The 26,625-nt window shown below is 63.0% G+C and carries 19 protein-coding genes; 8 read left to right on the top strand and 11 right to left on the bottom strand.

All coding sequences use genetic code 11. The features are described 5' to 3' along the window. Positions 1 to 62: 62 nt before the first annotated feature. Positions 63 to 371, top strand: a complete 309-nt coding sequence (locus tag IAE38_RS07100) for a type II toxin-antitoxin system HigB family toxin (protein WP_201216763.1) — start codon at positions 63 to 65, stop codon at positions 369 to 371. Then, positions 361 to 717 (top strand): helix-turn-helix domain-containing protein, encoded by a 357-nt coding sequence (locus IAE38_RS07095; RefSeq protein WP_201211671.1) that lies wholly within the window; start codon positions 361 to 363, stop codon positions 715 to 717. The genes IAE38_RS07100 and IAE38_RS07095 overlap by 11 nt, the downstream gene beginning before the upstream one ends. A gap of 205 nt (positions 718 to 922) precedes the next feature. Here the strand turns inward: IAE38_RS07095 and selO are convergent, their stop codons facing one another. The 6 genes from selO to betI all read right to left on the bottom strand — a co-directional run bounded on the left by selO (position 923) and on the right by betI (position 11,682). Beyond that, positions 923 to 2,383, bottom strand: a complete 1,461-nt coding sequence (gene selO, locus IAE38_RS07090) for a protein adenylyltransferase SelO (protein WP_201216761.1) — start codon at positions 2,381 to 2,383, stop codon at positions 923 to 925. A gap of 44 nt (positions 2,384 to 2,427) precedes the next feature. After that, positions 2,428 to 5,736, bottom strand: coding sequence for a mechanosensitive channel MscK (gene mscK, locus IAE38_RS07085; protein ID WP_201163060.1), 3,309 nt, complete (start codon positions 5,734 to 5,736; stop codon positions 2,428 to 2,430). A 35-nt stretch (positions 5,737 to 5,771) separates the two neighbouring features. Next, positions 5,772 to 7,514, bottom strand: coding sequence for a potassium/proton antiporter (locus IAE38_RS07080; protein WP_201163069.1), 1,743 nt, complete (start codon positions 7,512 to 7,514; stop codon positions 5,772 to 5,774). Positions 7,515 to 7,674: 160 nt separating this feature from the next. Further along, entirely contained in the window at positions 7,675 to 9,366 is a 1,692-nt protein-coding gene (betA, locus tag IAE38_RS07075; protein ID WP_201216759.1) for a choline dehydrogenase, read from the bottom strand. Between the two features lie 151 nt (positions 9,367 to 9,517). After that, entirely contained in the window at positions 9,518 to 10,990 is a 1,473-nt protein-coding gene (gene betB / locus IAE38_RS07070) for a betaine-aldehyde dehydrogenase (protein WP_028631991.1), read from the bottom strand. Between the two features lie 38 nt (positions 10,991 to 11,028). Continuing rightward, a complete protein-coding gene (gene betI / locus IAE38_RS07065) occupies positions 11,029 to 11,682 on the bottom strand; it encodes a transcriptional regulator BetI (protein WP_028631990.1) in 654 nt (217 codons plus the stop codon). A gap of 476 nt (positions 11,683 to 12,158) precedes the next feature. Between betI and IAE38_RS07060 the strand changes: the two genes are divergently transcribed. After that, positions 12,159 to 14,162, top strand: coding sequence for a BCCT family transporter (locus IAE38_RS07060; protein WP_201163062.1), 2,004 nt, complete (start codon positions 12,159 to 12,161; stop codon positions 14,160 to 14,162). A 143-nt stretch (positions 14,163 to 14,305) separates the two neighbouring features. After that, entirely contained in the window at positions 14,306 to 18,961 is a 4,656-nt protein-coding gene (locus IAE38_RS07055; RefSeq protein WP_201216757.1) for a dermonecrotic toxin domain-containing protein, read from the top strand. A 6-nt stretch (positions 18,962 to 18,967) separates the two neighbouring features. Here the strand turns inward: IAE38_RS07055 and IAE38_RS07050 are convergent, their stop codons facing one another. From IAE38_RS07050 to gpmI, 4 genes are all read right to left on the bottom strand, one after another. After that, a complete protein-coding gene (locus IAE38_RS07050) occupies positions 18,968 to 19,735 on the bottom strand; it encodes a divergent polysaccharide deacetylase family protein (RefSeq protein WP_028631987.1) in 768 nt (255 codons plus the stop codon). Between the two features lie 8 nt (positions 19,736 to 19,743). Beyond that, on the bottom strand, positions 19,744 to 21,060 hold the full coding sequence (locus IAE38_RS07045; RefSeq protein ID WP_028631986.1) for a S41 family peptidase: 1,317 nt from the start codon (positions 21,058 to 21,060) through the stop codon (positions 19,744 to 19,746). 78 nt (positions 21,061 to 21,138) lie between these two features. Continuing rightward, positions 21,139 to 22,443 carry a murein hydrolase activator EnvC family protein gene (locus IAE38_RS07040; RefSeq protein WP_201216755.1) on the bottom strand — a complete coding sequence of 435 codons (1,305 nt, stop codon included), beginning with the start codon at positions 22,441 to 22,443 and terminating at the stop codon, positions 21,139 to 21,141. Positions 22,444 to 22,588: 145 nt separating this feature from the next. Beyond that, positions 22,589 to 24,124 carry a 2,3-bisphosphoglycerate-independent phosphoglycerate mutase gene (gene gpmI, locus IAE38_RS07035; RefSeq protein WP_201216752.1) on the bottom strand — a complete coding sequence of 512 codons (1,536 nt, stop codon included), beginning with the start codon at positions 24,122 to 24,124 and terminating at the stop codon, positions 22,589 to 22,591. Positions 24,125 to 24,330: 206 nt separating this feature from the next. Between gpmI and IAE38_RS07030 the strand changes: the two genes are divergently transcribed. Genes IAE38_RS07030 through secB form a run of 3 tightly spaced genes read left to right on the top strand, consistent with a single transcriptional unit; the run spans position 24,331 to position 25,525 of the window. After that, positions 24,331 to 24,744 carry a rhodanese-like domain-containing protein gene (locus IAE38_RS07030; protein WP_028631983.1) on the top strand — a complete coding sequence of 138 codons (414 nt, stop codon included), beginning with the start codon at positions 24,331 to 24,333 and terminating at the stop codon, positions 24,742 to 24,744. 1 nt (position 24,745) lies between these two features. Then, positions 24,746 to 25,000, top strand: a complete 255-nt coding sequence (gene grxC / locus IAE38_RS07025) for a glutaredoxin 3 (RefSeq protein ID WP_029886544.1) — start codon at positions 24,746 to 24,748, stop codon at positions 24,998 to 25,000. A gap of 39 nt (positions 25,001 to 25,039) precedes the next feature. Beyond that, positions 25,040 to 25,525, top strand: coding sequence for a protein-export chaperone SecB (gene secB, locus IAE38_RS07020; protein WP_028631981.1), 486 nt, complete (start codon positions 25,040 to 25,042; stop codon positions 25,523 to 25,525). A 153-nt stretch (positions 25,526 to 25,678) separates the two neighbouring features. Here the strand turns inward: secB and trmL are convergent, their stop codons facing one another. Beyond that, positions 25,679 to 26,140 carry a tRNA (uridine(34)/cytosine(34)/5-carboxymethylaminomethyluridine(34)-2'-O)-methyltransferase TrmL gene (gene trmL / locus IAE38_RS07015; RefSeq protein WP_201216750.1) on the bottom strand — a complete coding sequence of 154 codons (462 nt, stop codon included), beginning with the start codon at positions 26,138 to 26,140 and terminating at the stop codon, positions 25,679 to 25,681. Here trmL and IAE38_RS07010 point away from each other — a divergent pair. Further along, positions 26,139 to 26,576 (top strand): hypothetical protein, encoded by a 438-nt coding sequence (locus tag IAE38_RS07010; protein ID WP_201165446.1) that lies wholly within the window; start codon positions 26,139 to 26,141, stop codon positions 26,574 to 26,576. The two genes, trmL and IAE38_RS07010, sit on opposite strands and share 2 nt — an antisense overlap. The last annotated feature ends 49 nt before the right edge of the window (positions 26,577 to 26,625 follow it).

Genomic DNA, 26,625 nt, shown 5'->3' with positions numbered 1-26,625 from the left:
GCGAGAGCTTGGTGCGGCGGTAAACTCTCGGCATAATCTCCCAAAAAGGGAGATTGGCCCGGATGCGTATTATTGCCAAGAGCAGTTTGGTGAAATTTTGGGAGTCGCCTGGCCGTCAAGACGCCAAATCGGCCTTCGAAAGCTGGCATGACATCGTGCTCAAGGCAGAATGGCGAACGCCACAGGATGTGAAGAATCAAATGGGTAGTGCCAGTGTCTATGGCAATAACCGCGTTGTCTTCAACATTGGAGGCAATAAGTATCGGCTAGTCGTGGAGATTCAATACCGTGCGGGTATTGCATGGGTTAAGTTCATCGGTACGCACGAGCGGTATGACGAAATCGACGTGGAGACAGTCAATGGATATTAAACCGATCCGCAATTATGATGATCTGCGAGCGGCATTCGAGAGGCTAGAAGCTATTTTCCAAGCAGAGGCTGGCACGGCTGAGGCCGATGAAATGGAAGTTCTAGTCACGCTGATCGAAGTTTACGAAAGCAAGCACTACCCAATCCATCCTGCTACCCCGATTGAAGCCATTAAATTTTGCATGGACCAACAGGGACTTACTGCACGGGATCTTGAACCCTATATCGGCGCAAGTGGCCGAGTATCGGAAGTGCTAAATGGTAAACGGGGCTTGAGTCTCTCGATGATCAAGCGTCTCCATGATGGCCTCCGCATTCCTTACGAATCATTGCTGGCAGGCGCGTAAGAAGTCACACGTATAGGGCAGTGTTTCAGTAAGCAAGGCCTATTCACTGTGGGGTTTACCCGCGAAGCAAACAGTGCGGTGTATGGCACCGGCTTCGCCGGTGTTCGCGGCTGAAGCCGCTCCCACAAGGTGGATTGCGCCAGCGTTCAGATTTTATGGAAGACAACTGCTCCCATTGTGTGCAGCCCTACCCACAACGCTTGAATCAGGAAGAGCAGCTGATTTCCAGGTGCTTGCCCCACTCCGGCGGGCGTTGGGCATAGGCTTCCATCCCTGGCTGCTCTTCGAACGGTTTGCAAAGCACTGCATGCAGGCGCCGCACCTCCGTGTAATCCCCGCTTTCAGCCGCTTCGATGGCCTTCTGTGCCAGGTAATTGCGCAGCACATAAAGCGGGTTTACCGCATGCATGCGCGCGCGCCGGCCTTCGGCGTTGGCAGGTTCGCGGGCGCAGCGTGCCAGGTAGTCCGCCGCCCAGCCGTCGAAGCCGGCCAAGTCGATGAAGTCGTCCCTTACCCGCTGCAACGCCTCGGCCACCGGCTGGTCGCCCAAGGTACGGAAGAACAGGTTGTAGTCCACGCCGCCGCTCTGCATGCGCTGCAGCAGGCGCTCGACCAGCGCCATGTCGTCATCCTCGGCAGTGGTCAGCCCCAGGCGCCGGCGCATCAGGTCCAGGTAGTGCGCCTGGTACAGCGGCAGGAACAGCCCCAGCGCGTCCTTCAGCGGCTCCACTTCGATCACCGTGGTCAGCGCCTGGGCCAGCGCGCTGAGGTTCCAGTGGGCGATGGGTACCTGGTTGGCATAGCTGTAACGGCCCCGGTCATCGGAGTGGTTGCAGATGAAGTTGGCATCGAAATCATCGAGGAACGCGAACGGGCCGAAGTCGAAGGTGATGCCCAGGATCGACATGTTGTCGGTGTTCATCACCCCATGACAGAAGCCATAAGCCTGCCAAAGGGCGATCAGCTCGGCGTTGCGCTCCACGATGGTGCGGAACATGGCGAGGTAGGGTTGTTCGGCCGTCAGGCACTCGGCGTAGTGCTGTTGCAACACGTGGTCGATCAGCTGGCGTTGCTGTTCGGGCTGCTTGGTGTAGTAGAAATACTCGAAATGGCCAAAGCGCACGTGGCTGTGGGCCAGGCGCGTCAGCATCGCAGCGCTCTCGCGGGTTTCGCGCCACACCGGGGTGCTGGAGCCGACCACGCACAGCGCCCGGCTGGTGGGGATGCCCAGGGCATGCAGGGCTTCGGACGCGAGGAACTCGCGAATGGATGAGCGCAGCACGGCGCGCCCATCGCCCATGCGCGAATACGGGGTTTGGCCGGCACCCTTGAGGTGCAGGTCCCAGTGCTCGCCTGCATCGTTGACCACCTCAGCCAGCAGCAGGCCACGGCCATCGCCCAGGCGCGGGTTGTAACTGCCGAACTGGTGCCCGGAATAGACCATGGCCCGTGGCTCGGCCTGGTCCCACAGGCTATTGCCGCTGAATACCTCGGCAAAAGCCGGCAGCTCGGCCTGAGCCGGGTCCAGGTCCAGCAGGGCCATGGCTGCCTGGCTTGCCACCACCAGGCGCGGCTCTGCAATAGGCTCTGGCAGCACCTCGGTGGAGAAGGCGTCGCCCAGGCGGGCGAAGCGGTTGTCGAAGCTCAGTTGGTCGAGTGCTTTCACAGGCTGCTCCTGAAGTTCAGCGAAGCATAAGGCATTCGAGCCTGCTACACCGCAGCAGTGCCATCGGGTTTGGGTGGGCCCTGCGGGATCAGCTGCTGCTTGCCACCCTTGGTGTCCATCAGGAACACCTCGACCTGGCGTACCGAGATCTTGATGTCGTGGGCCTTGAACTCACGGTTGATGTAGCGGTTGATCTCGTCCAGCGTCGGGTTGCGGTCGCCTAGGTCGCGCACGTGCATGCGCAGTTCGTGGTCCAGCGAGCTTTCGCCAAATTGCAGGAAGTACACCAGCGGCTCCGGGTCCTTGAGCACGCGCGGGTTCTCGTGGGCACCCTTGAGCAGCAGGTCGCGCACCAGGTCCAGGTCGGAGCCGTAGTCGATGCCAAGCTTGAGCGTCACGCGGGTGACCGTGTCGGTCAGCGACCAGTTGATCAGCTGGCCGGTGATGAAGGTCTTGTTGGGGACGATGATGTCCTTGCGGTCGAAATCGGTGATGGTGGTGGCCCGGATGCGGATCTTGCTGACCGTGCCCGACAGGTTGCCGATGGTGATGGTGTCGCCGATGCGTACCGGGCGTTCGAACAGGATCATGATGCCGGAAATGAAGTTGGCGAAGATTTCCTGCATGCCGAAACCCAGGCCCACCGACAGTGCCGCCACCAGCCATTGCAGCTTGTCCCAGCTCACCCCCAGGGTGGACAGGGTGCTGACGATACCTACCCCGACGATGGTGTACGAAAGCAGCGTGGTGGTGGCGTAGGCGCTGCCCTGGGCCAGGTTCAGCCGTGACAGCACCAGCACCTCCAGCAGGCCAGGGAGGTTGCCGGCCAGGGCGAAGGTAATGCCCACGATCACCAGCGCGCCCAGCAGGTCGCCGAGGCTGATGGGCACCATGCTGGCGGCCGCGCCGGTACCACTGGTGTACTCATACAGCACGAAATTGTTGAGGTAGGCGAACACCGATATCAAGTCTGCCCATACCCAGTACAGCCCGGCAATGAACCCGCCGAGCAGGGCCAAGCGGATCAGGCGCAGGGATTGCTGGTTGACCTGTTCGATATCCAGGGTGGGCTCTTCGATGATGACCTCACCGTCCAGCCCCTCCTTGGCCGCTGCCCGCTTGCTCAGCGCACGCTGGTAGGCCAGGCGCCGCGCTGCCACCGAGAGGCCGCGCACGAAGGCGGCTTCGATCACCAGCCAGAACAGCAGCAGGTAGAGCGTATAGATCAGCCGGTCGGTCAGCTTCAGCGCGGTGTAGTAGTAGCCGAAGCACACGGCCATGAACAAGGCGATGGGCAGCGCGGTGAACGCCACACCCACGGCTTTGCGGAACAGCGAGGTGTCGCGGTGTGCCGGGCTGCTCAGCAGCAGGCGGCTGAGCAGCCACGCCATCAGTGCGTAGCAGGTCAGCACCACGCCGATGCCCAGTACGTCATCCGCCAGCGCCGAGGGCTGATGCTCCGCCACGGCCACCACGCCTACCAGGGCCAGCACCACGGTGCCCAGGCGGCGCACCCAGCCACGCAGGAATTCGACCTGAGGCTTGTGCCAGCGGAAGTGCACCTCCGCCACCCCGCCTGGCGACAGGATGCGATAGGCGGTGTAGAACACCAGCCAGGCCTGGGCCAGTTGCCACAAGGCGGCGCCCAGGTTGGCGTTCTGCCCACGGGCGTCGATCTGCAGGGCGTAGCTGCACAGGGCCAGGCCCAGGCTCACCGGCATCGCCAGCAGGATGTTGATCAGGATTGCCCGCGGCGTATGCCACTGGCTGTCGCGGCGGAAGTGGCCGATATCCTGGTGGACCTTGTCGATGCTGGCGTACAGGTTCTTGCGCCGCCACAGCAGGCCACCGATCACCAGCAGCAGCGGCAGGAACAGCAGCGGGCGCTGCACCAGGCCGTCCGCCAGCTCGTTCAGCCCCGAGCTCCAGGGCAGGTTGGCTACCTGGTCGGCCAGGCGCTGGGGCACGTAGGTCAGCCAGTCCCAGTCCAGGGGCTTGTTGCTGGGGATCCAGAACATCTGCTCGTCCAGCGTGGTACGCAGGCTCTGTGCCGTACCCAGCAGTTGCTTCTGGTTCAGCTGCAGGGTGATGGACTCGTTGAGCAACGCCGACAGCTCGCGGTTAAGCCGCTCCAGCAGGTCACTGCGGGTGATCGCCACCTCCAGCAGCGCCTTGCGCAGCTGGGGCGTCACCTCTTCCTGGGGTTGACCGGCCAGCAGCTTGTCCACATAGCTCACCGGGCTGCTCATCTGTTCGCGCTGCTGGTTGACTTCGAACTGGTACAGCCGTGTGTCGGCAATCTGGTCAGCCAGGTCACGGTCCAGCTTGAGGTGGGGCAGGGTCTGCTTTTGCTTGTAGAGGATCTTGGACAGCAGCAGGCTGCCCTTGAGCACGTTGATCTGCTCGTCCAGTGCCTGGTCGGCCTGGGTCAGGCTGTCGAGCTGCTGCTTGGTCCGCAGGTTCTGCTGGGTCAGTTCGTTGAGCCGGTCGGTGCTTCTGAGCAGGTAGTCGGACAGTTGCAGGTTGGTCGCGCTCTCGGTTGCCAACAGGCTGCTGCCACCGGCTTTTTGCGCCTCGATCGACTGCTGGGTCACGGTCTCCTGTGACTGGGCCAGGCGTTTGCTGTTGATCAGGGTCTGCAGGTCCTGAATTTCCTGCTCAAGGCGTGCGGCGCGTTCGATCAGCAGGTCGTGGCGGGCATTGCCCAGGTCTTGCAGCAGGCTGTTGCCAGCCAGTTCCTGGCGGCGCAGCGTGGTCATCGCATTGAGCGAAGCCAGTTCGGCATTGAGCTGGTTGCGCAGGTCGGCGCTGATCGGTTTGCCGGCGTCCTTGCCGCTTTTGAGCGTGCTGTTGATCTGCTGGGTACGGGCCTGGCTGCTGCTGATCTCGGCCTGGGACCGCTCCGGGCGGGTCTGCGAGTTGATGATCAGGCTGTTGGCTTCGGACAGTGCCTTCTGCAGCTCGCCCTGCTGGGTGGTGCGCTCGCTGAGCATCTGTTCAAGCTGTGGCACGGACAGGCTGGCATAGCGCTGCGCTACCGGTTGCGCCGGGCTTTGCTTGAGCCGGGCCAGTTCTTTCTGGCTGTCGCTGGTTTCCTTCGGGGCATTGGCCAACTGCTGCTTCAATGCCGCCAGCTTGCGTTCGCTGTCTTCCTTGCTGGCTAGCAGGTTCAGGGTCTGTTCCAGCACCTGCTGCAGGGCCTTCTGATCGGCTTCGGGCAGCTTGCGGTCGGCAATTTTGTCGAGGCTGTTCTGCACGCTGGCGGTGGTCGGGGCTTCTGCCGCAGCGGCTGCGAAGGAAAGGGACAGGCACAGCCCCAGCAGGGCTGTGCGCAGGTACACGCGAAAGGACATAGGCAGGCTACTTATGGATCAGGCAGAAACGAAGTTTAGAGGAACAATCCTGGTCCTGGTCGCGTTCCTTCGGGGAATCTGACGCCCACTTTCTGGATGTTGTTCCCGTCCATGGTCGCCACGGTCCAGATCGTGCCGTTCCATTCCACCTGGTCGCCTACCACTGGCGCGCCTCCGACCTTCTGTCGGATGAACTGCGCCAGTGGCATTTGCGCGTCGAGTGTGTCCACTTTCAGGCCGTACAGGGACGCCACCGCGCCCAACTCTGCGTCACCTTCGAGCACAAAGTCACCGAAGAAGCGCAGGTCCAGGCCGCGCTGTGGCGCCTGGCTGAAGAGTTTGCCCAGTGCGGGCAGGTTGTGCTCGTGGCCGATGACGCAAAGCATGTCGTCCACCTGCAGCACGGTGCTGCCGGTGGGGTGCAGCAGCTGTTCGCCACGGAACAGCGCGGCAATCCGGGTGCCCTCGGGCATCTTGAGTTCGCGCAGGGCTGCACCGATGCACCACTTTTCTGCGCCCAGGCGGTACACGAACATTTCCCACTCGCTGGTGATGTGCACCTCCAGCGCCGAGCGTGAAATGGGCGCCGGGTCTGGCGGCACGGTCACCTTCAGCAGTTTGGCCATCCACGGCAGGCTGGTGCCCTGGACCAGCAGCGATATCAGCACGATGAAGAAGGCCAGGTTGAAGAACAGTTGGGCGTCGGGCAGGCCGGCCATGAGCGGGAACACCGCCAGAATGATGGGAACTGCGCCGCGCAGCCCGACCCAGGCAATGAACCCCTTTTCACGCCCATGGAAGGCCTTGAACGGCAGCAGTGCAGCCAGCACCGACAGCGGGCGTGCCACCAGGATCATCCACAAGGCCAGGCCCAGTGCCGGTACCGCGATGGGCAACAGATCGTGGGGCGTCACCAGCAGCCCCAGCACCAGGAACATGCCGATCTGGGCCAGCCAGGCCATGCCGTCGAGCATGTGCAGGATGCCATGGCGGCTGCGGATTGGCTTGTTGCCCAGCACCAGGCCGCACAGGTACACGGCCAGGAAGCCGCTGCCATGCAGCGCGTTGGTGAGTGAGAACACCACCAGGCCGCCGGCCACCACCAGAATGGGGTACAGGCCGCCAGCCAGGTTGATGCGGTTGACCAGTTGCAGCATCAGCCAGCCACCGCCCAGGCCCAACAGCCCGCCGATACCGAACTCGCGCAGCAGGTGGCCCAGCAGGCTCCAGTGCAGCCCGGTCTGGCCACTGGCAATCATGTCGATCAGGGTGACGGTGAGGAACACCGCCATGGGGTCGTTGCTGCCCGATTCGATTTCAAGGGTGGCGGTGACCCGCTCGTTCAACCCCTTGCCGCCCAGCAGCGAGAACACCGCTGCGGCGTCGGTGGAGCCGACGATGGCGCCGATCAGCAGGCCCTGGATCAGGCTGAGGTTGAACAGCCAGGCGGCGACCATGCCGGTCAGCGCCGTGGTGATCATCACCCCCACCGTGGCCAGCGACAGCGCTGGCCACAAGGCGACGCGGAAGCTGGCAACCCGGGTGCGCAGCCCGCCGTCGAGCAGGATGACGGCCAGCGCCAGGTTGCCCACCAGGTAGGCGGTGGGGTAGTTGTTGAAAATGATGCCGCCGCCGTCCACGCCCGCGACCATGCCGACGGCGAGGATGATTACCAGAATAGGGATGCCCAGGCGCGATGACAGCGAGCTGACCAGAATACTTGCGCCCACCAGCAATGCGCCGATCAGGAACAGGCTGTTGATGGTGCTGGCATCCAAAGGCAGGTACTCCGGGATATTGCGGGAAGAATGAGGCTTGACTGGCAAGTCGCGTGCCAATCGATTCTAACCCGATGAATTGCCAGCATGTAAAGCGTTTCTGCAGATGTACAAAAGGCACCACAGTGGGTGCCTTTATCCATGCTACCTGTGGGGCGGCTTACGCCTGCTTCACTTCGCGCATCGGCGCGCCTTTCACCGGTGCATCGCCCGCCACGTAATACTGGGCAGTGCTGCGCGGCAATGGCTGGCGACCACGGATCTTGTCCGAAATTTTCTCGGCAATCATGATGGTGGTGGCGTTGAGGTTACCGGTGATGATGATCGGCATGATCGAGGCGTCGACCACGCGCAGGCCCTGCATGCCATGCACGCGGCCCTCGCCATCGACCACGGCCATGTCATCGGTGCCCATCTTGCACGAGCAGGACGGGTGGAACGCCGTTTCAGCGTGCTCGCGGATGAACTTGTCCAGTTCTTCGTCGGTTTGCACGTGCGCGCCCGGGCTGATTTCGCGGCCACGGTAAGGGTCCAGCGCCGGCTGGGCCATGATTTCGCGGGTCAGGCGGATACCGTCACGGAATTCCTGCCAGTCCTGCTCGGTGGCCATGTAGTTGAACAGAATGCTCGGGTGCTGGCGCGGGTCCTTGGATTTGGCCTGCACGCGGCCACGGCTTGGCGAACGCATCGAGCCCATGTGCGCCTGGAAACCGTGCTCCTTCACGCCGTTGGAGCCGTTGTAATTGATGGCGACCGGCAGGAAGTGGTACTGGATGTTCGGCCACTTGAACTCGGGGCGGGTGCGGATGAAGCCACCGGCCTCGAACTGGTTGCTGGCGCCGATGCCGGTGCCATTGAACAGCCATTCGGCGCCGATGGCCGGCTGGTTCCACCACAGCAGCGACGGGTACAGCGAGACCGGCTGGGTGCAGGCGTACTGCAGGTACAGCTCCAGGTGGTCCTGCAGGTTCTCGCCCACGCCTGGCAGGTCGTGCACCACAGGCACACCCAGGGTTTCCAGCAAGGCGCGCGGGCCCACGCCGGAGCGCTGCAGCAGCTGCGGCGAGGCAATGGCGCCGGAGCTTACGATCACTTCCTTGCGCGCGCGTGCTTCGACGCGCTCTTCGCTATCGCCCACCAGGTAGGTCACGCCCACGGCACGCTTGCCGTCGAACAGCACGCGGTCGCTGAGGGCGTGGGTGACGATGGTCAGGTTGGGGCGCTTCTTGGCCTGGTCCAGGTAGCCGCGGGCGGTGCTGGAGCGGCGGCCGTTCTTGGTCACCGAACGGTCCATCGGGCCGAAGCCTTCCTGCTGGTAGCCGTTCAGGTCTTCGGTGCGCGGGTAGCCGGCCTGCACGCCGGCCTCGACCATGGCGTGGAACAGCGGGTTGTTGCCAGCCTTGGGCGTGGCCACGCTGACCGGGCCTTCGCCACCGTGGTAATCGTTGGGGCCGATGTCGCGGGTTTCGGCCTTGCGGAAGTACGGCAGGCAGTCCAGGTAGGTCCAGTCCTGCAGGCCAGGCAGCTCGGCCCAGCCGTCGAAGTCCATGGCGTTGCCACGGATGTAGCACATGCCGTTGATCAGCGACGAACCGCCCAGGCCTTTACCACGGCCACACTCCATGCGGCGGCCATCCATGTGCGGCTCGGGGTCGGTCTCATAGGCCCAGTTGTAGCGGCGGCCCTGCAGCGGGAAGGCCAGGGCGGCGGGCATCTGGGTGCGGAAGTCAAAACGGTAGTCGGGGCCACCGGCTTCGAGCAGCAGCACGGTGGTGCCGGCATCTTCGGTCAGGCGGGTGGCCAGGGTGTTACCGGCAGAGCCGGCACCCACGATGATGTAATCGTATTCCATGGGGCTTCCTCCGGAAGCAGTGGCGAGCTTCAAGCTGCGAGCTGCAAGAAACAGCAGCCGTGCGAAGCTCACGGATGGACGAGGCCTGCAAGGGCCGGTTGGCAGGTTGCCAGCCGGCGCTTTCTTGCAGCGAGTAGCTAGAAGCTGTGGATCAGAAGACCGACGCGTAACCGCCCAGTTCGACTTGAACCGACTTGATGCGGGTGTACTGGGCCAGCGAGCTGATACCGTTCTCACGGCCTACGCCCGATTGCTTGTAACCACCCACCGGCATTTCGGCCGGCGACTCGCCCCAGGCGTTGATCCAGCAGATGCCGGCTTCGAGCTGGTGGATGATGCGGTGGGCGCGGCTGATGTCGTTGGTGCAGACGCCCGCTGCCAGGCCGTACTCGGTGTCGTTGGCGCGGCGTACCACCTCTTCCTCGGTCTCGTAGCTGAGGATGCTCATTACCGGGCCGAAGATTTCTTCCTTGACGATGGTCATGTCGTCGGTGCAATCGGTGAACACGGTCGGTGCCACGAATGCGCCCTGGGCGAACAGGCCGTCGGTCATGCGCTCGCCGCCACACAGTACGCGGGCGCCTTCTTCCTTGCCCTTGGCAATGTAGCCCAGCACGCTTTCCATGTGCTGGAAGCTGACCAGGGGGCCGAAGTTGGTGTTTTCATCTTCCGGGTTGCCAGCGCGGATGCGTGCCACGCGCTCGACGATCTTGGCTTCGAAGGCAGCTTTCAGCTCGGCCGGGATGAACACGCGGGTACCGTTGGTGCATACCTGGCCCGAGCTGTAGAAGTTGGCCATCATGGCGATGTCGGCGGCCTTGTCCAGGTCGGCGTCGGCGCAGATGATCAGGGGCGACTTGCCGCCCAGTTCCATGGTCACTTCCTTGAGCGACGAGCTCGAGGCGCTGGCCATGACTTTCTTGCCGGTGGTGGTGCCGCCGGTGAAGGAGATTTTCTCGATGCGCGGGTGCTCGGTCAGCCAGCCGCCGACTTCGCGGCCGCTGCCGGTCAGTACGTTGAACACGCCATCAGGCAGGCCAGCTTCGGTGTAGATCTCGGCCAGTTTCAGGGTGGTCAGCGAGGTCACTTCCGACGGCTTGAAGATCATCGCGTTGCCGGCGGCCAGGGCCGGTGCGGATTTCCACAGGGCGATCTGGATGGGGTAGTTCCAGGCGCCGATGCCTGCGGTAACGCCCAGGGGCTCGCGGCGGGTGTAGACGAAAGACGATTCGCGCAGTGGGATCTGCTCGCCCTCGATGGCCGGCACCAGGCCTGCGTAGTATTCCAGCACGTCGGCACCGGTCACGATGTCGACGTAGCGGGTTTCGGAGTACGACTTGCCGGTGTCCAGGGTTTCGAGCATGGCCAGTTCGTCATTGCGTTCACGCAGGATGTCGACGGCACGGCGCAGAATGCGCGAGCGCTGCATGGCGGTCATGGCCGCCCACACTTTCTGGCCACGCTCGGCGCTGGCGACGGCCTTCTCGACGTCAGCCTCGGTGGCACGCTGCACGTGGGCAAGCACTTCGCCGGTGGCCGGGTTGATGGCTTCGAAGGTGGCATCGCTGCCAGCATCCACGTAACCGCCATCAATGTAGAGTTTTTGCGTTCCGAAACGGGCCATAGTGTCCTCGCAAGTGCAGTGTGTGGGTTGGCCTGGGGTCACGCTCCCGCCGGGTTGGCAAGGGCTGCGCGCCGTTTTTCAGCCCCTGGGTCAGTGCCCAGGGTGTGCTGCTTGGCCAGTTGTAGATCCATGTATTCGTAAGCAATCCGTATTGCCTGGTCGGTGTCGAAGGCATCCCCCGACAGGGCGCCACGCAGCCACAAGCCATCGATCAGGGCTGCCAGGCCGCGGGCTGCCTTGCGCGCATGGTAAAGCGGCAGGGCGCGGCGGAACTGGCAACACAGGTTGGAGTACAAACGGTGGTCGTTGATCCGTTGCAACCTGTGCAGATCGGGCTGGTGCATGCTGGAAGCCCAGAACGCCAACCAGGTTTTCATCGCCGGGCCATTCACCTGGCTGGCATCGAAGTTGCCCTCGATGATCACTTTCAGGTGGGCGCGGGGCGTATCGTCGGTCAAGGCTTGGCGGCGTGCCCGCACGCCCTCGTTGAGCATGCTCATGATGTAGCCCATCGTCGCTGCGATCAGGCCATTCTTGTCCCGAAAGTAGTGACTGATGATGCCGTTGGACACCCCGGCCAAACGGGCAATCAGCGCAATGCTGGCATCCCCCAGGCCGACCTGATCGACAGCCTGCAATGTGGCTTCGATCAACTGCTGACGGCGGATGGGTTGCATACCGACCTTGGGCATCTTGCTATCTCCTCAGGCCTGCGAGCAGACGACAGGCGGCTGACTCGGCGAAGACCAGTCTATTTTGTTTTGATTGAACGTTCAATCAATAAAGAATAAGCTCTGCGACAATTTGTGCCATTGACAGTTTTTCAGGCGGTCGATCAGGCACGAATTGTCACCCCAGAAAATCGCGAAGCCCCCGGCTGGTAAAGCCTGCGCGGGTGCTAGCGATGCAAGACGCAGATGCTGCCGTGCGGTGCTGGACCGTGCGGCAGGCCCTTGGAGCGGGCGGTGTACCTGTGACCAATGCGCGCACCGCAAGCCGGCGCGGGGCATTTGCAGCAGGGCCACCTGTGTGTGTTTTGCAGCGGATCGGTTCGGAACCGCGATTCCCAGGGTGCTTTTATAACACCTGATGCAGTGGGGATATTCCACCAATTGCTCGGGAAAAACAGATTAGCCTCCACAGCCGTACTGCCCGGAGCATTCGTGCAATGACTTCTGCCTCACTTACAAACCCTCCTGCCGAGAGGGTACGGGTCAACCGCGTGGTGTTCTTCACCTCCGCGCTGATGATCCTCGTTCTGACTGCCTTGCTGATCGCTGTACCCGAAACTGCCGGCCAGGTACTGGGCGTTGCCCAGCAGTGGCTGACGCGTACCTTCGGCTGGTACTACATGCTGGTGATCTGCGGCTACCTGCTGTTCGTCATCTACCTGGCGTTTTCCGACTACGGCAAGCTCAAGCTGGGCGGCAAGGACGACCAGCCTGACTTCAGCTACGGTGCCTGGGCCGGCATGCTGTTTTCGTCGGGTATCGGCATTTCGCTGCTGTACTTCGGTGCATCCGAACCGCTGGACCACTACTTCAACCCCCCCGAGGGCTCCCCGGCCAGCCTGGAGGCCGCGCGCCAGGGCCTGCAACTGACCTTCCTGCACTGGGGCTTGCACGGTTGGGCGATCTACGCACTGGTCGGCCTGGCAGTGGGTTACTTCGCCTACCGGCACAACCAGCCGCTGGCCCTGCGTTCGGCGCTGTACCCGCTGGTGGGTGAGCGTTGGGTCAAGGGCGCCGCGGGTAACGCCGTGGACATCTTCGGCATGTTCGTGACCCTGCTGGGCCTGGTGACCAACCTGGGTATCGGCTCGATGCAGGTGGCCTCGGGCCTCGAGTACCTGTTCGGCATGGACCACAGCAAGACCAACCTGCTGGTGGTCATCCTGGTCATGGCCGGGGTGGCCACCGTGGCAGCGGTGTCGGGTGTGGAGAACGGTATCCGCCGGCTGTCCAACCTCAACATCGCCCTGTTCAGCGGCCTGCTGATGTTCGTGCTGCTGGGGGGTGAAACGCTGCACCTGCTCAACGGGCTGGTGCAGAACGTGGGCGATTACCTCAACGGCATCGTGCTGAAAACCTTCGACCTGTATGTGTATGAAGGCGAAGCCGGCAAGTCCGAGCGCTGGCTGGGCCTGTGGACCGTCTTCTACTGGGCCTGGTGGATTTCCTGGGGCCCGTTCGTGGGCATGTTCATTGCGCGTATTTCCAAGGGCCGTACCGTACGCCAACTGGTCAGCGGCGTGCTGCTGATTCCGCTGGGCTTCACCCTGGCCTGGCTGTCGATCTTCGGCAACACCGCCCTGGACCTGGTTATCAACCATGGGGCGGTGGAACTGGGCAAGACCGCGCTGGAACAGCCGTCCATGTCCATCTACCAACTGCTGGAATACTTCCCGGCGGCGAAGGTGGTGATCGGTGTGGCGGTATTCGTTGGCTTCGTGCTGTTCCTGACCCCCGCCGACTCCGGCGCGGTGATGATGGCCAACCTTTCCTGCAAGGGCGGCAAGGTGGACGAGGATGCGCCGCACTGGATGGTGGTGTTCTGGTCGGTAATCATCACCCTGGTCACCATCGGCCTGCTGCTGGCGGGCAACTTCGAAGCCATGCAGACCATGGTGGTGCTGGCTGGCCTGCCGTTCTCAGTGGTGCTGGTGCTGTTCATGTTCGGCCTGTACAAGGCCATGAAGCAGGATGTGGCCGTTGAACAGGAGCGCGCCGAGCTGGCCGCCCGTGGCCGCCGCGGCTTCAGCGAGCGCCTCAGCCAGCTGGAGCTGCAGCCTAACCAGGCCGTGGTGCAACGCTTCATGGACAAACAGGTAAGCCCGGCACTGAAGGAAGCCGCCGCGCAATTGCAGACACTGGGCTTCGAGGTAGAAACCCGTGTAGGCCAGTCGCGCAACATGATGGGCCTGCGGGTGATGATGGAAGAGGGCAACCCGTTCGTCTATGAGGTCAGCCTTGACGGCTACATGGCTGCACCGAGCGAAGCGCCGGTGGAAGGCGAGCCGGAAGTCAGGCAGCGCTTCTACCGTGCCGAGGTGTACCTGCACGATGGCAGCCAGGAGTACGACCTGATGGGCTTTGCACCGGAGCAGATCGTACGCGACGTACTGGACCAGTTCGAAAGCCACCGCCAGCTGCTGGGGCGTGTCTACAGCTGATCTGACCTTGCCCGTCGCCGGGCCTGCAAACCCTGTTTGTGGGCCTGGCGCAGGGCGCGGGTACCTGTAGGCAGCAATATGTACACCCAGCTGCCAACCCGCTGAAGGCAGGCTCACCCTCCGCTCATTCAGGAGGCGTGACCATGCCGGACCCCTACGCACTACCCACCGATTTCAAAGCCCTGGTGGCTGCCCAGTTCGCCAGCCGCCCCACCCTGCGGCAGGTGCTGAGCACGCAGATCATGCAGCTGCTGATTCAGCACTACCCACTGATCAAGGTCCATCGCCCCGAACTCACGGATGCCGATCGCCTTGGCCTTGCCCTGCCCAGTGCCGATGGGCAGCGCGTATCGACCACGCCCCTGGTGGATGTGGCGTTGCAGGCCCTGTACGCCGGTACGCCGCTGAATTTTTCGCAGGTCGCGGGGCAGAAGCAGTACCTGACGCTTGATGCTCGACGTTTTTTCGCCATCCCCGACCCGCTGCAGACCGCAGAAGGTGACCAGATCGAACTGGCGCCGCTTACCCAGGCATTCAATGACCTGCTGCTGATCATCTGGGGCTGTTTCAACCAGGCCCAGGTCGACTACTGGCGCGCCGATGGCAGTGCAGGTGTCAGCCGTGATCGCTGGTTACAGCAGATGATCAGGTCGGCCACCCTTTACAACCTGCCATTGCAGGGGTTGGGGCCCCAGCAACAGGCGTGCGTACGCGGCTTGTTGCGCGGGGCAGGGCAACGTCCCAGCGTGTTTTTCGTGCAGATCGAAACCACCGTCGACGGCAAGGCGACCAGCCGTTTTCTGCCCGATTTGCTGGTATATGGCCAATGGGACGAGGCTGATGTCGTGCTGTGGTGCAAGCCGGCCGGCACCGTGTGGGGCTACCCGGGCTTCGATGCGTTTGCCCAGGCGTTGCAGGCTGAATACCCAAGCCTGGCCAGCCACGACAGCATCAGCTGGCACCGGCATGAGCTGGAAGGTGATCCGTTTTCCCAGCAGACGGCAATGCTGCTGGAGTGCATGCTGGAGCAGGTCGGCAGCCTGCGCCGCAGTGCGTTGAACGGTGTTGCCGACCTGGAGCAGGCCTGCCTGGCCCTGACCGACCCTGCACAGTGGTTCATCGAGGGCTACGTCAACCAGCCCGCGCTGGATGGCAAGCCGCCCCGTGGGCTGCTCAGTGTGGCGGCCCCGGACAGTTTTGCCTGCCAAAGGGCCTTTTATGAGCTGGCCCTGGCCCAGGCTGAATCCGACGGTGTTGCAGCCCTTGATGAGGTACTCGACCTGCACGGCTACGCCAGCCAGCAGTTACGAGAGCAGTTGCTGCACGATCACCCGGTGGATGCCAACTACTTTCCCGATGACCTGCAACTGGAGCTGACCTCGGCATTCGGTGTGCCGGGTGGTGCCGGGGTGGGGGCCGGTGATGGCGCGCTCGAGAAGCGCACCCTCAGCCTGACCCAGTTCGCCATTGCCAACCTCAGCTCGCTAGAGAGTGCGACCATAACGTCCATCACCCACCGCGAAGGCCAATTGATAATGGCCTGGATGACCGCCGACTACGCAAAGACGCTGGTAGAGCGTGTGGACGTGGGGGGTAATTATCCAGCCTATGTGGCCAGCAAGCTGAACGAGCCGACAGGGTTGGCGCAGCGGGTGCAGCGCTTCGCCCGGGAATGGCGCTGCGATTTCATGCTGCGCGCACTGCGGGCCAAGCTGCATGGCAGCTTGAGCGAGGCAGCCTTGCAGGCGATCTGCGACTATTGCAGCGGGCAAGTCGACCCGTTGCTGCCGGCAAGCATGCTGATGCCGTTCGCCCTGCGCCGTGACCCTGACAGCCAGGCTTACGATGTGGTCCGTGGCATGTACGTGTTGTTCAACGCGGAGCCAGGCAGCGTCGTGCTATACCGGCCGCTTTATGGCAACGCGGCCGTTCTGGCGTTCGCCAGCATCGAGGCCATGATGCAGGCAGTGCGCGATGACCAGGCGCTGCAGGCCAGCCTGCTGGCCTGGCTGGCGCCAGAGGCCCGGCATGTGTATGCCAACGGTGGGTTCACTGAACCTCACCTGGGCGGCGCCATCGTGGACACGTCGATATTGCCCGCCCCGGTGGCGCCCGCGCAGTTCTGGCCGCGGTTCTGGCGCAGCGATGTCGACCTGCAGATGTACACCGCCAATCGCGACCTCTTGGTGGAGCTGGCGGATCGCAACTCGGTATCCAACGCAGAGAGCCGCTGGGCAATCCTTACCCAGGGGGCCTGGTTGTTGTTCGACGTGGCAAGCCTGGTGGTGCGTGGCCCGGCTGCTGTCGCGCTGTGGCTGGTGCAAATGTTCAATGCCGCCAGCGCAGACCTGCAGGCCATTCGCGAAGGCAGCGACTTCGAGCGGTCTGCGGCGGTGGTCGACATGCTGCTCAACCTGGTGATGGTCGTTGGCCATGCTTATGCACCCAGGTTGACCCGCAACCCGGCTACCCTGCCAGACGCCATGCCCAGCGACAGCCCTGGGCCTGGGTCGGTACGCCCAGTGCTGGGAGCTGGAGCCCAGATGCTGCAAGGCAAGGTCTACCTGCCGGGCGCACTGGAAAAAAGCGGTGCACTGCTCGATTTTTCCTTCAGCGGTGGCGAGGGCTTCAACGTGCTACCCGCCCAACTGCGTAAACGATTGGAAGCCATGCGCGCCGATGCATCGCTCGAAGGCGTCGAGCCCCTGCAGACGGGTGATGCGGCAGGGCTTTACTGGCAGGATGGCCAGCACTACGTAAAGCTTCGGGGTGACACCTATCGCGTTGAGCCCGGCGAGCATGGCGTGCGCATCGTCGACGCACTGGGCAACCCCGGCCCTTGGTTGCAGCACACAGCAGGGGTATGGCGTATCGATCATGGGCTGCGTTTGAGTGGGGGTATGCCCAGGGGGCGCGTGGAACTGATGCGCGAGCAGAATGTGCGGCAGGAGGCACGCATGCGTGATGAGGATGCGCGCCTGACCGAGCAGCGCAAGGGCCTCGTCGAGGCCTATGAGCGGCACAAGAACGAGGTCGACAGGTCCACCGCCAGGATCGAAGAGCTGGAGCGCCTGGCGCAGCCCGACGAGCACCAGCAGGAAATGCTGAGCCTGCAAAAGCAGTTGAGGAGGGGGCAGCGGCAATACCTGGCCAATGACCTCAAGCAGCTTGTCGCACAGGACGCCGAGCACGACAGGGTATTGATGGAGCGCGGGCGCATACGGCTTTCCAGCCAGGTCGTGGAAGACGCCATTCGCCGTCAGCGCAGCACGATCCGGGAAGGCCTCATTGCCACCTGCGAGACGTACTACAACCTGCTGGCCACCATGATCAACGAGGAAGACATCGACGGCCAGCACAAGGCAATTGCACTGCTGCCCGAAACCGATGAGGAAAAGCAGCAGTACCAGCGGTTGGTGAAATCCCTGGAGCGCGTGTGGCAATGGGGCAGTGACATGGTGGCGCTGTCGGCACAGTTCGACCCGTTGCTGGAGAGTACGCTCAAGGACAACGACATCGTCTTCAGGGATGAAAATGGGCGGCAGGCCAACAAACACCATGAGTTGAGCCGCGTCATCCAGGACCGCCGCCTGAATGCCATCGACCTGGAGTTCAGGTTGCTCGAGGACTTGGGTGAGTTGGCGCTCAACCGTTTGAACGGTACCAGTGAAGCGCAGCTGGATGAATATTACGAGATGCTCGCCGGTGACAACCTGCGCAGCGCGGGCAGTGCGCACGGCGAGCTGGCAGGCAGCGGTTTGACCGATGAAGAGCGTGTGGCGGTGCTCAACGATGTGATCGACAGCTATGAGGAAACCATTGGCCGGGCGGAGTACCTGGCCAGTGTCGAGCCGGCCGAAATCCGCCCGGACAAGCTCCAGCTGTTCTTGCAGGTGCTACGCAGGCTCAAGGACCTGGCCAGCGAAGAAATGGCGGCCAGCGTCCGCGAACTGGAACAGGTCGAAGCTGCTCGCCCCCGCACACCCGTGTATGCGGCGCGCGGCGGTGTACGTCGCCTGGTGCGCACGCACCGTGGCCGTAGCGTGGTGGGTATCGAGGCGGTGGGCGATGACGGTGTGGCAGAGGTGCAGCAGCGCGACAGCCGCGACAAGGTGCTGCGCACGTTCCGCAGGCAGAACAGCCAGTGGTGGGAGGTACAGGGCGCACCGCAGCAGGAGCTGGCACCTGCCAGGCCGCATGCGCCTGAGGTGCTGCGAAACAGGCTTGGCAGGCTGATCGACAGCGTGGGTACAACGTTGGTCATGGCCAAGCGTTTTTTCAGCAAGGATGAGCCTTTGGGGCTGTCCACGGTGATCGATCAACATATCAAGGACCTGCGTGACACCCGGGCGCTGTTGCCGCGCACTGCGTCGGACAAGGCCTTGGCCGAGCGTGCACAGGCCGCCGTGGATGAGCTTGAGGACAGCAAGCAGGAGCTGCTCAAGACCCACTACCTGACCAGCAAGGCGCCGACGTTGAACGCCCTGAAATTTCTACACGGCATTGGCGAACTAGCGGTGGCGAGAGTTGAACGTCGGGTGGAATTGTCACCCACTGACTACCTGGACACTTACGAAATCAAGCGTGTTTCAGGTAAACGATTGTGGGAGGCGCATTTCCACTATCCTGGCGCGGACACCCCTGACAGAAACTTCCAGCGCGGGCACCTGAAGTTGTGGGAACAACGCAAACTCGGGCATCAGGCCGTGTTGCGCGCGGCCAGGCGCAATGAGGTGCTGCGGGTGTATCGCGGGCAACTGCGCAAAGGCGACGTCGAGGGCATCATCCCCTTCGAATGACGTGCGTCAGCGGTTGCTGTACCTGCCGTGTCGGCCATGGGCCGGCATGGCCTGGTTGCCACGCTCGGCAACCATCTGCTGCAGCTCAATCAGCTCGACACCCTGCTGTTTCAACCGGGGTATCTCGCGTTCGAGCACTTCCAGTGTTTGCGGGTAAGGGTGGCCGATGAGCACGGCCGATCCTTGCCGACGCGCCAGCGCCACGCCCTGTTGCAGCTGCCCGGCAATAGCCTCGGTGGTGCGCACATCGTCAAGGAACACGTCCCGCGACACATGGGCCACGCTCTGGGCCTGGGCCTTGGCCGCTGCCACGGTGGCGGCGCTGGTGCGGCTGTCGACGAAGAACAGCCCGCGCTGCTGCAATTCCCCCATCAGCCAGGCCATGGCCTCGGGCTGCGAGGTCATGCGGCTGCCCATGTGGTTGTTGACCCCCGCTGCGAACGGCACCTTCAGCAGCGCAGCGTCCAGGCGCGAAGCCAGCTCGCCCATGGCAAGGCCGGGGTGCCACGCGTAGGGGCCCGTGGCCGGGTCCATGGGCATGTGCAGGATCACCGTTTTGCCGGCCTTGTGCGCCTGGCGGGCGAAGCCGGTGGCATGTGGGGTGTCGGGCATGATCGCCATGGTCACCGGCCCGGGCAGGGCCAGGGTACGGTTGTCACGCTCGGTGCTCTGGCCCAGGTCGTCGATGATGATGCTCATGTACGCCTTGGCCGGTGGGGCCGCTTGCGCGGCACCGGCCAATAGGCACAGCAACAGGCACAGCAGGTGCCGCATGGGGCTCATCAATTGCCTTTGGTGATGTTGAGGCCCTTGAGCAGGCTCAGGGCCTGGCTGAGCTGGAAGTCGTCATCCTGTGGCCGCTCCTTGCGCTTGCTGCTGCCGGTGGGGCGGTCGGCGCCGCCGTTGCCGTTGCCCAGGTGGCCCTGCAGGTCGGCTTCCTTGAAGTTGTCGTTGTCGGCCTCGGCCGTGAGCTTGGCCTGGCGCACTTCGATGTCCGGCACGATGCCCTGGGCCTGGATGGAGCGGCCGTTGGGGGTGAAGTACAGGGCGGTGGTGAGCTTGAGTGCGCGGTCGTTGGCCAGCGGCAGCACGGTTTGTACCGAACCCTTGCCGAAGCTGTCGGTGCCCATCAGCACGGCGCGCTTCTGGTCCTGCAGGGCGCCGGCGACAATTTCCGATGCCGAGGCGCTGCCGCCGTTGATCAGCACCACCAGCGGCACGCCCTCGCTGGCGTCGGCCGGGTCGGCCGAGAAGCGCAGTTCGGAGTTGGCGATGCGGCCCTTGGTGTACACGATCAAGCCTTTGGTCAGGAAGTGGTCGGCCACTTCCACCGCCGACTGCAGCACGCCGCCTGGGTTGTTGCGCAGGTCCAGGATGACGCCGCGCAGCTTCTTGCCGTTGTCCTTGCGCAGCTTGGCCAGGGCTTTGCCCACTTCCTCGCCGGTCTTGACCTGGAACTGGGTGATGCGGATGTAGCCGTAGTCGTTTTCCAGCAACTGGCTCTTCACGCTCTTGACCTGGATGACCGCACGGGCCAGCGTCACGTCGAACGGGTTGCCGCCGTCGCGGATCAGGGTCAGGGTGATCTTGTCACCCACCTTGCCGCGCATCTTGTCCACAGCCTCGGTCATGGTCTGGCCACGGGTAGGGGCACCGTTGATCTTGACGATCAGGTCGCCTGCCTGCACACCGGCGCGGGAAGCGGGCGTGTCATCGATGGGCGATACCACCTTGATGAAGCCGTCTTCCTGGCCAACCTCGATGCCCAGGCCGCCGAATTCGCCGCTGGTGCTTTCCTGCAGCTCCTGGAAGTCTTCTGGCCCAAGGTAGGCAGAGTGCGGGTCCAGGTTGCTGAGCATGCCCTTGATGGCGTTCTCCAGCAGGGTCTTGTCATCCACCGGCTCGACATAGGCGGCCTTGATCCGGTCCATGACCTCGGCGAAGGTGCGCAGCTCTTCGAGCGGCAGCGGCGCCTTGCTGGTCATCTCGGTGGCCGGTGCTGCCGCCGCCTTGGCCGGCTCTGCGGCGAGGGCCAGGGGCGTGCCGACCGCCAGGGCGATGGACAGGGCCAGCTGGGTAAGACGAGGCGAGTGCAGCATGTCGAACGAACTCCTGATCCTGTAAGCGCTCCCTGCGGAGCATCGGCGCAGCACCCAGGCTACGCCGCATAAGTTTGACTAGCCACGGCACCATTGCGAAGGGTCGGTAGGCCGGCCCTGCTGGCGGATGGCGAAGTACAACCCGGCAGCCTCCTGGCCACCGCTGTCACCGACCGTAGAGATGACCTCGCCAGCCTTGACGATATCCCCGGCATTCTTCAGCAGGCTCTGGTTGTGGCCGTACAGGCTCAGGTAACCGTTACCATGATCGAGAATGACCAGAAGACCGGCACCGCGCAACCAGTCGGCAAACACCACGCGCCCGCCGTGTACGGCGCGCACCTGGGTGCCGGGGCTTGCCCCGATCATCACCCCGTCCCACTTGGCCCGGGCATCCGTACCGCGTGCATCACCGAAGCGTGCCAGCAATCGACCATTGACTGGCCAGGGAAGTTTTCCACGGGCTGCAGAAAATGCACCGCCGTAGCTGGCGCCATCACCGGACACCATTGGCCCCAGGGTGGCACGGGCCTTTTTCGGCGGCTCGACCGGTTCGGCAGGCTGATTGCGAGCGGCGGCGGCGGCAAGGGCCTCCTGCTGACGGCGTTTTTCTGCCTCCTGCTGCGCTATCAGGGCCCGCTGGCGCGCTTCTTCGGCTTCGCGGGCCTGGCGAGCCAGGGTTTCCTCGATGGTTTTCAGGACCTTGGCCAGGTCGGCCTGGTCTTGCTCGCGGGCGCGCAGCTTCTGGTCGCGGTCTTTTACGTCGCCGTTGAGTTTGGCCAGTACCTGCTGGCGCTTGCTGCGCTCGGTTTCCAGCGCCTGGCGCCGGGTGTCGAGGTCTGCCTGCTGGGCCAGTAGTTGCTGCTGTTGCGTGCCGATTTCGCGCTCCACATTGGCCAGCTGGCGAAGTGTTTCGTTGAAGGTGCGCAGTTGTTCAAGGCGCGCCTTGCTGAGGTAATCGTAATACGTGAGGGTGCGGGCGAATTTCTCGGGGTTCTGCTGGTTGAGCAGCAGCTTGAGGTATTCCTCGCGCCCGTTCTGGTAGGCAGAACGGGCCTGAATGGCGATCAGCCGTTGTTGTTCAACGCGGGCGCTCTGGAGTTTTTTTTTCTCGGTATCAAGGCGCTCCAGCTCGCCCTCGGTCTTTTTTAGTTCTTGCTGCAGGGCCTCCACCTGCCTTTCGAGCTTGCCGATGTCGGTTTCGGTCGTTTTCAGGTCTTTTTGCACACCGGCCTTTTCTTCCTGGAGCTTGCCCAAGGTCTTCTTGAGCTCGGCAATGTCCTGGCGGGTGGCATCCAGTTGCTGCTGGGTCTGTGCGCGCTCATCGGCGAAGGCCGGGCTGAGCAGGCAAGACAGGGCTAGAAGGATCAGGGCGCGAAGCATGAGGTTTGGCGTACCGGGGATGGAGACTGGCCTAGTATGAATCAGCTGCAAGCTACAAGCTACAAGCGGCAAGCCGAGCGCGTGTGGCTCTTGATCTTGCTTTTGCTCTTTCTTGCAGCTTGTAGCTTGCAACTTGCAGCTGTTCTCAAGCGTCGAGGAGGATTGAGGTGCCGGTCATTTCCACGGGTTTCTCCAGGCCCAGCAGCTTGAGCATGGTCGGCGCAACATCGGCCAGTACGCCGCCTTCACGCACCTTGAGGGGGCGCTTGCCCACGTAGATGAACGGCACCGGCTCGGTGGTGTGGGCAGTGTGGGCCTGGCCGGTGGACTCGTCTTCCATCTGCTCGACGTTGCCGTGGTCGGCGGTTATCAGCGCTTCGCCGCCGACTTTGTCCAGTGCTTCCACGATGCGGCCCACGCAGCTGTCCAGGGCCTCAACTGCTTGCACGGCCGCCGAGAACACGCCCGTGTGGCCCACCATGTCGCCGTTGGCGTAGTTGACCACGATCACGTCGAAGCGCTGCTGCTCGATGGCCTCGACGATGCGGTCGGTGACTTCGGGGGCGCTCATTTCCGGCTGCAGGTCGTAGGTGGCAACCTTCGGCGACGGGATCAGGATGCGTTCTTCGCCTTCGAACGGCTCTTCACGCCCGCCCGAGAAGAAGAAGGTGACGTGGGCGTACTTTTCGGTCTCGGCAATGCGCAGCTGGGTCTTGCCGTTGTTGGCCAGGTATTCGCCCAGCACGTTGTGCAGGCTGGCCGGGGCGAAGGCCGCCGGGGCTGCGATCTTGGCCGAGTACTGGGTCAGGCCGATGTAGGCGGCAACCTTGGGCAGGCGCGCCCGTGGGAATTCGTTGAAATCAGGCTCGACGAATACCCGTGACAGTTCACGGGCGCGGTCGGCGCGGAAGTTCATGAAGATCACGGCATCGCCGTCTTCTACCTTGACCGCCTGGCCAATGCGGGTGGCCTTGACGAATTCGTCGCTCTCATCGCGTGCATAGGCGGCTTCGAGGCCTGCCAGGGCGCTGTCGGCGGTGTATTCGGCGGTGCTGTCGACGATAAGGTTGTAGGCGGCGCTGACGCGATCCCAGCGGTTGTCACGGTCCATGGCGTAGTAACGGCCGATGAGGCTGGCGATGCGGCCCTTGCCCAGCTTGGCAAAGGTGGCATCCAGCAGCTCGATGGACGACTGTGCGCTGCGTGGCGGGGTGTCGCGGCCGTCGAGAAACGCGTGCAGGTAGATTTTTTCGGCGCCGCGCTGGGCCGCCAGTTCGGCCATGGCCACCAGGTGGTCCTGGTGGCTGTGTACGCCACCATCGGACAGCAAACCGAGAATGTGCACAGCCTTGCCAGCATTAGCGGCTTTGTCCACGGCGCCGGTGAGCACGGGGTTGGTGAAGAATTCGCCGTCACGGATGGCCTTGGTCACCCGGGTGAAATCCTGGTACACCACGCGCCCGGCGCCGAGGTTCATGTGGCCGACTTCAGAGTTGCCCATCTGCCCGTCCGGCAGGCCGACGTCCATGCCCGAACCTGAAATGAGGCCGTGCGGCTGGGTGGCGCGCAGGCGGTCGTAGACCGGCGTATTGGCCGAATAGATGGCGTTGTATTCGGGGCTTTCGCTGTGGCCAAAGCCATCCAGGATGATCAGGACCAGGGGTTTGGGCGTGCTCGTCATCAATCAAACTCACGGTTGTTCAAAGATGATAAAGACACGCATTTTAGGGCAAATGCGCCATCGCGGGCGAATAATCGTCCCTTCCGCCGACCGGCGCACCTGGCCTGGCCCCATGAAAGCGCTTTGATGGCCGGGCCGTCGGGCTTTGGTGCCACACAGGGGGTGTGTATACTGGCCGGCATTTTCTATCGCGTGGAACACCCCAGATGGTTGCTAACCTGATTCAATTTGCGACAAACCACTACCTACTGGTGGCGATCTTCGTTGTTCTGCTGGTCGCTTTGCTGGTCAATGAAATCCGTCGTGGCGGGCAGAGCCTGAGCAATGGCCAACTCACCGCCCTGGTCAATGCCGACAAGGGCTTGGTCATTGATATCCGCCCGGCCAAGGAGTACACCGCCGGCCACATCGTCGGTGCGGTGAACATCCCCCAGGACAAGCTGGCCAGCCGCATGACCGAGCTGGACAAGCACAAGGAAAAAACCCTCATCGTGGTCGACGCGATGGGCCAGCAGTCCGGCACCGTGTGCCGCGATCTGCTCAAGGCTGGTTACAACGCTGCCAAGCTCAGCGGTGGCGTGTCCAGCTGGAAAGCCGATAACCTGCCTTTGGTGAAGTGATATGAAACCCGTCATCGTCTATTCCAGCGACTACTGCCCCTACTGCATGCGCGCCAAGTACCTGCTCGAGAGCAAGGGCGTTGCATTCGAGGAAATCAAGGTCGATGGCAAGCCGCAGCTGCGCGCCGAAATGGCCCAGAAGGCTGGCCGCACATCGGTGCCGCAGATCTGGATCGGCAGCACCCACGTCGGTGGATGCGATGACCTCTACGCCCTGGAGCGCGCCGGCAAGCTCGACGCACTGCTGGCGGCCTGATTTGCACTGCACTCCAAAACACTAGGATAAGGATCTGCCATGACTGACCAACAGACCAACGGCGCTGCTGCAGAAGACAACAGCCCTCAGTTCTCCCTGCAGCGCATCTATGTGCGTGACCTGTCGTTCGAAGCCCCGAAAAGCCCGCAGATCTTCCGTCAGACCTGGGAGCCGAGCGTCGGCCTGGACCTGAACACCAAGCAGAAAGCGCTGGAAGGTGACTTCCACGAGGTGGTACTGACCCTGTCGGTTACCGTCAAGAACGGTGACGAAGTGGCGTTCATCGCTGAAGTGCAGCAGGCGGGTATCTTCCTGATCAAGAACCTGGATGCCGCTTCCATGAGCCACACTCTGGGCGCATTCTGCCCGAACATCCTGTTCCCCTACGCGCGCGAAACCCTGGACAGCCTGGTAACCCGTGGCTCGTTCCCGGCCCTGATGCTGTCGCCGGTCAACTTCGACGCTCTGTACGCGCAAGAAATGCAGCGCATGCAGGAAGCGGGCGAAGTGCCTGCTGCGCAGTAACAGCTGCTGCCTGTGCAAAAGCGCCTCTCGGGGCGCTTTTTTATTGCCTGCAAGGGCCTCTTCGCGGGTAAACCCGCTCCCACTGGAATGGTGCTACCCAGGAATTTCGGTGGGAGCGGGTTCACCCGCGAAAGGGCCCTTGCAGGCTAACCATCAGCTTCCGGCAAACCCATTCTGCCGCCACGCCTCGTAAACCGTCACCGCCACGGTATTGGACAGGTTCAGGCTACGGCACCCCGGCCGCATCGGCAGGCGCAGGCGTTGTTCGGCGGGCAGGCTGTCCAGCACCTCGCCCGGCAAGCCTCGGCTTTCTGGCCCAAACAGAAACGCATCGCCAGGCTGGTAGGCCACCTCGTGGAATGGGTGCGAACCCTTGGTGGTGAAGGCGAACAGCCTCGGGCCGCCCAGGCTCTCCAGGCAAGCCTCGAGGCTCGGGTGGCGCTTGAGCGTGGCATACTCGTGGTAATCCAGCCCGGCACGGCGCAGGCGTTTGTCGTCCAGTTCGAAACTGATGGGTTCGATCAGGTGAAGGTGGCAGCCGCTGTTGGCACACAGGCGGATGATGTTGCCGGTATTCGGCGGAATTTCGGGTTGAAAAAGGATGACGTGAAACATGCACGGCTCCAGGCATGAAGATGACGGGCATTCTACCCCTGAACCGGATGTGCGTTCGAAAGCGTTCCCGCGGGTAATGCTGTCGCTGGCGATTGTCGGCGTCATGGTGGGGTTGATGATCGGCCGCCTCACCGCGCCGCAAGCACGCGAGCTGCAGCAGATCGAGATTGTGCAGGATGGCCTGGCATTGTGGTTCAACGAAGAACCCAAGCTGCATGGCGAGAACGTCGAGGGCACTGTGGCGTTGCTGTTTCAGGCCACGGGCAAGGCCGGGCAGGGGCGGCTTACGGTGCACGGCAAGCCGGCGAGCTGGCGGGTGCAGCAGAGCCAGGAAGGCTTGCTGCTCACGGTGGTGGCCGCGCGCGCCCTGCACGGCGAGTGGGCCGGCGCCTCGGCCGGTGGGCGGTGGCGGCTGCAGGTGACCCTGCACGAATAAAAGAGGGGATATCTCGGCCTGCCTGTACCAAGGTCCCCCGAAAAACAGG

Source organism: Pseudomonas sp. S32, from assembly GCF_016648095.1.
GTDB classification, from domain to species: Bacteria; Pseudomonadota; Gammaproteobacteria; order Pseudomonadales; family Pseudomonadaceae; genus Aquipseudomonas; species Aquipseudomonas parafulva.
The sequence above is the reverse complement of the archived record's forward strand: the minus strand, read 5'-3'. Positions and strand labels throughout refer to the sequence as shown.